Source organism: Microbacterium sp. (assembly GCF_035554235.1).
In the GTDB taxonomy this organism is placed as follows: Bacteria; Actinomycetota; Actinomycetes; order Actinomycetales; family Microbacteriaceae; genus Microbacterium.
In genome coordinates, this window is record NZ_DATMIO010000254.1 from 1 (window position 1) to 4,746 (window position 4,746).

The following is a 4,746-nucleotide window of genomic DNA, read 5'->3' on the forward strand; positions in this document are numbered from 1 at the left end:
CGTCGCATCACAGCAGGCGGTGCTGTTCTACGTGTACGCGCACGAACTGGAAGAGCTGCACGAGCAATTGGCGCAAGCAGGATGCGAGCCGGGCCCAATCGCACCGGGAGCGCCAGGGCCTGACCGCCAGTTCCGCATCGATGACCCAGACGGCTACTGCGTCATGGTCACCGACGCCGCCGCGATCGCCCCGCCCGCGGGGCGCGCCTAGCGTCGTGGGCCGAGGCCCGGGTCGGTGATGCTCCCGCCGCGGCGGCGGCGGATCAGGTAGACGATCAGCGTCGCGCCGGCGACCGAGACGACGATCCCGCCGGCGTTGCGCCCGCCGGTGATCGCCAGCATCACCAGGCCGCCGAGGAACGAGCCGGCGAGGCCGATGAGGATCGTCATGCCGATCCCCATCGGGTCGGGGCCGGGGAGCGCCAGCCGCGCGAGCGCCCCGACGATCAACCCGCTGAAGGCCAGGACGACGAGGTAGACGAGAACACTCATGTCCCGACGGTATACCTCGTCCGGCCCTCAGCGGGTGAAGTCGACGCGCCTTACGCCTTGGCGGGCTCCGCGCTCGGCTCGTGGCTGACCTTGGGCAGCCAGTGCAGGCCCTTGGGCAGGTACCAGTTCCACTTGCCCAGGAGCTTCATCGTCGCCGGCAGCAGCACGCCGCGGACGATGGTGGCATCGAGGAAGATCGCCACGGCCAGCCCGACGCCGAGCTGCTTCATGTCGAGCGTGCTGAGCGTCGCGAAGATCGCGAACACCGCGACCATCACGATCGCTGCGCTCGTCACCGTGCCGGCCGTGGCCCTGATGCCGTGGGCCACCGCATCCTCGGTCTTCATGCCGCGATCGAAGGCCTCACGGATCCGGCTGAGGATGAACACGTGGTAGTCCATCGACAGCCCGAAGAGGACGACGAACAGGAACAGCGGGAGCCAGCTGACGATGCCGCCGTTGGACTGGAAGTCCAGCAGGCCCTCGAGGTGGCCGTCCTGGAAGACCCAGGTGAGCACCCCGTAGGCGGCGCCGACCGACAGCAGGTTCAGGGCGATCGCCGTGATCGGGATGACGATCGAACGGAACGTCACCAGCAGCAGCAGGAACGCCAACGACAGGACGAAGGCGAACACGATCGGCGCGTTGGACTTCATCAGGTCGTTGAAGTCGTGCGTGCCCGCGGCCATGCCGGTCACGTATGCGTGCTGCACCCCGGACGCCGAGCCGACCGTCGCGTCGACGATGCCCCCGCCGCGCAGAGCGGCGAGCGCGTCCTCGGACGCCTTGTCGGTGCCGTCGCCCTTCATCGGGATGTCGATGGTCGCCACCCGCTTGTCGGGGCTCACCGTGACGTCGAGCGGTCCGTTCATCTTGCCCGTCGCGAACGCGCGCTCGCCCAGCTGCTTCGTGGCGGCGGCGATCTGCGGGGTGGTGACGTCATCGGCCTGCACGACGACGACCGCCGGGATCTGCCCACCGGGGAAGGCGGCCTGCATGCGGTCGTAGACCTTCATGACCTCGAGCTTGCGCGGGAGGTCGTCGGTGCCGGTCAGCACCGTGTGCATGCCGAAGACCGGCAGGGCGAGGACGACGAGCACACCCGCCGAGGTGACCGCCGCGAGCACGGGCCGGCGCAGCGCCTTGTCGAGCACCCAGCTCCACACGCCGCCCTCGCCGCCGCGGTTCATCCGCCGGTGCAGGAACGGCACGCGGCCCTTGTCGATCCGGTCGCCGAGCCACGCCAGCACGGCCGGGACGACCGTCACCGAGCCGATCATCGCGATCGCGACGACCATGATCGTGCCGACGGCGATCGCGGTGAACGTGTTGTCGCCGGCGAAGAACATGCCGGCCATCGCGACGATCACCGTGATGCCGGAGACCAGGATGGCGCGGCCCGACGTCGCAGCCGCCGTGTGGACGGCTTCGAGCTTGCCGGCCCCGCGGCGCTTCTCCTCACGCTCCCGGCGCAGGTAGAACAGCGTGTAGTCGACGCCGACCGCCAAGCCGATGAGCAGCACCACCGAGCTGACCGTGTCGTCCATCGGGATGAAGTGGCTCGGGATCGCGACGAGCCCGAGCGTCGCCATCACCGCGCTCAACCCCAGCAGCAGCGGCACGCCGGCCGCCACGAGCGCACCGAACGCAACGACGAGGATCAGCAGGGTGATCGGCAGAGACAGCATCTCCGCCTTCTTGAAGTCGTCGCTGAAGGCCTTCTCGATCGCCTTGTTGGCGCTCGCGTCGCCGAACTGACCGACGAACACGGCCTGATTGGCGGCCTTCGCATGATCAACGGACGCGACGATCGGGTCGATCAGGTTCGCCGTCTGGTCGTCGTCGCCCTTGATCTTGAACTGGACGAGCACCGACCGCCCGTCCTCGGAGATCTGTCCCTCGTTGCCCTTGGCGTAGGGCGGCTGGACCTCGGTCACGCCCCGCTTGTCGTCCACGGCGGCCATCACGTCGGCGACCGCCTTGCGGACGGCTGGGTCGGTCGCCTTGCCGCCCGTGGGCGCTTGAACGAGGACGTTCTCCTCGGCCTCCTTGGGGAAGTGGTCGTCGATGATCCGCTCGGCGCGGCCCGAGTCGCCGGCGCCGGAGTCCTATGACGTGTCCTTCATTCCAACGACGTTGCCGATGACGACGGCGATGAGGACGAAGGCCAGCCAGCCCCAGATCGCCTTCTTGCGGTTCTTCGCGCTCCAGCGTCCGGCGCGCGCCGCGAACGAGTTCGAGTGCATGCGAGAAGGGTGGTCGCGTGGCCCGAACTGCGCCATCCGGCGGACCGGCGTCTTGAAGGTGGGGGTAGCCCCACTGGGCGCGTGATGAACCGCCGGTAGCCTGGACTCGTACCGCGAGCCGAGATGTCCCTCACCTCCGTCGAAGCTCTCACGCAGGTCCGTGCGCGCACTCTCGCGCTGGTCGCGCACCTCGACGACGCCGATCTCGAGCGCCAGGTCGACCCGTTGATGAGCCCGCTCGTCTGGGACCTGGCCCACATCGCCGCCTACGAGGATCTCTGGCTCGTGCACCGCTACGCCGGCGAGGCGCTGCTGCACCCCGACCTGGCCGCGCGCTACGACGCCTTCGAGACCCCGCGCTCCGTGCGCGGGGAGATCGAGCTGCTCGACGCTCCGGGCGCGCGCGAGTACCTGCGCGACGTGCGCGACCGCACGCTGCAGGCGATCAACGGCCGCGGTCCCGATGGCGTCCTGCACGAGATGGTCGCGCGCCACGAGCTGCAGCACACCGAGACGATGCGCCAGGCCATGCGCCTGGGCGGGCTGCTCGCGCCCGGCGAGCCGCACCTCGACCCGCTCACCGGCCCCGACGGCTGGCTCGACGTTCCCGCCGGCGCCTTCGCGATGGGCGCGCCCGACGGGGCGTTCTCCTACGACAACGAGCGTCCGCGCCACGACGTCGAGGTCGGCGCCTTCCGCATCGCGCGCCGGCCGGTGACCAACGGAACGTGGCTGTCCTTCACCGAGGGCGGCGGCTACCAGCGCCGCGAGTGGTGGAGCGACGAGGGCTGGGCGTGGAAGGAGGACTACGACATCACGCACTGTCCAGATGCAGAGGCGGGGCACCCGGACGCACCGGTGTGCCACGTCTCCTGGTTCGAGGCCGACGCCTTCGCCCGATGGAGCGGAGGGCGCCTCCCCACCGAGGCCGAGTGGGAGAGGGCGGCGACCTGGAGTCAGGGGACGGATCCCCTCCAAGCGGTTGGGCAGGTGTGGGAGTGGACGTCGAGCTGGTTCGGCGGCTACCCCGGCTTCGTCGCGCATCCGTACCGCGAGTACTCCGAGGTCTTCTTCGGCCGCAGCTACCGCGTGCTGCGCGGCGGCTCGTGGGCCACCGACTCGCGACTCGCGACGACGACCTTCCGCAACTGGGACCTCCCCCAGCGCCGCCAGATCTTCGCCGGCGTGCGCCTGGCTGCCGACCCCGAGGTGAACTAATGCAGGCACTGCTGAACACCGAGGCCATCCTGGTCGAGTCCTACGTCGGCCCGGGCGAGGAGCGGGCGCTCGCCGACGACGTGCTCGACGGGCTGACGCGGCCCTTCAAGGAGCTGCCGCCCAAGCACTTCTACGACGCCGCCGGCGCCGAGCTCTTCGACCGCATCTGCGAGCTGCCCGAGTACTACCCGACGCGGGCCGAGCGGGCGATCCTCGAGCGGCGCAGCGCCGACATCGTGGCGGCGACGGGCGCCGCCGAGCTCGTCGAGCTCGGATCGGGCACCGCGGCCAAGACGCGCCTGCTGCTGGCCGCGATGGCCGAGGCCGGGACGCTGCGCCGCTACGTGCCCGTCGACGTCACCGAGGCGATGGTGCTCGACTGCGCCGACGCGCTCGTCGACGAGTTCCCCGGCCTGCGCGTGCACGGGATCGTCGGCGACTTCGAGCGCCATCTGAACCACGTGCCGCCGCCCGACGGCCCGCGCGTGCTCGCCTTCCTCGGCGGCACGATCGGCAACTTCACCCCTGGCTCGCGCCGGCGCTTCCTGCGCGGCCTCGCCAAGCTGCTGCGCCCCGGCGTCGACCACCTGCTGCTCGGCACCGATCTGGTCAAGGACCCCGCGACCATCGAGGCCGCCTACGACGACTCGGCCGGCGTGACCGCCGAGTTCAACCGCAACGTCCTGCGGGTGATCAACCGCGAGCTCGACGCCGACTTCGACGTCGACGCCTTCGAGCACGTCGCGTTCTTCGATCGCGAGCGCGAGTGGATCGAGATGCGCCTGCGCGC

General features: G+C 70.2%; 6 protein-coding genes and 1 pseudogene. 3 read left to right on the forward strand and 4 right to left on the reverse strand.

Translation table 11 applies throughout. The features are described from left to right. The coding region (locus VNT50_RS12660) for a VOC family protein (RefSeq protein ID WP_325485467.1) at positions 1-211 on the forward strand (211 nt) is incomplete at its 5' end. On the opposite strand, the gene VNT50_RS12665 is transcribed toward VNT50_RS12660, so the two are convergent. The 4 genes and pseudogenes from VNT50_RS12665 to VNT50_RS12680 form a co-directional block, all read right to left on the reverse strand. Next, positions 208-492 (reverse strand): GlsB/YeaQ/YmgE family stress response membrane protein, encoded by a 285-nt coding sequence (locus tag VNT50_RS12665; RefSeq protein WP_325485468.1) that lies wholly within the window; start codon positions 490-492, stop codon positions 208-210. The two genes, VNT50_RS12660 and VNT50_RS12665, sit on opposite strands and share 4 nt — an antisense overlap. A gap of 50 nt (positions 493-542) precedes the next feature. Then, positions 543-1,559 carry an MMPL family transporter gene (locus VNT50_RS12670; RefSeq protein ID WP_325485472.1) on the reverse strand — a complete coding sequence of 339 codons (1,017 nt, stop codon included), beginning with the start codon at positions 1,557-1,559 and terminating at the stop codon, positions 543-545. Between the two features lie 69 nt (positions 1,560-1,628). Next, positions 1,629-2,570: pseudogene (locus tag VNT50_RS12675) on the reverse strand (MMPL family transporter); the annotation flags it as partial. A gap of 30 nt (positions 2,571-2,600) precedes the next feature. After that, entirely contained in the window at positions 2,601-2,738 is a 138-nt protein-coding gene (locus VNT50_RS12680) for a hypothetical protein (RefSeq protein ID WP_325485469.1), read from the reverse strand. Between the two features lie 123 nt (positions 2,739-2,861). Here VNT50_RS12680 and VNT50_RS12685 point away from each other — a divergent pair, with 123 nt between their 5' ends. Both VNT50_RS12685 and egtD read left to right on the forward strand, forming a co-directional pair. Then, positions 2,862-3,956, forward strand: a complete 1,095-nt coding sequence (locus VNT50_RS12685; protein ID WP_325485470.1) for an SUMF1/EgtB/PvdO family nonheme iron enzyme — start codon at positions 2,862-2,864, stop codon at positions 3,954-3,956. After that, positions 3,956-4,746 (forward strand): L-histidine N(alpha)-methyltransferase (egtD, locus tag VNT50_RS12690; protein WP_325485471.1); only part of this gene is annotated, 791 nt, incomplete at its 3' end. The genes VNT50_RS12685 and egtD, both read left to right, overlap by 1 nt.

Coding starts and splice junctions, on each gene's coding strand:
- VNT50_RS12665 (WP_325485468.1), bottom strand. CDS start 492: ATGAGTGTTCTCGTCTACCTCGTCGTCCTGGCCTTCAGCGGGTTGATC.
- VNT50_RS12680 (WP_325485469.1), bottom strand. CDS start 2,738: ATGCACTCGAACTCGTTCGCGGCGCGCGCCGGACGCTGGAGCGCGAAG.
- VNT50_RS12670 (WP_325485472.1), bottom strand. CDS start 1,559: ATGCACACGGTGCTGACCGGCACCGACGACCTCCCGCGCAAGCTCGAG.
- VNT50_RS12685 (WP_325485470.1), top strand. CDS start 2,862: ATGTCCCTCACCTCCGTCGAAGCTCTCACGCAGGTCCGTGCGCGCACT.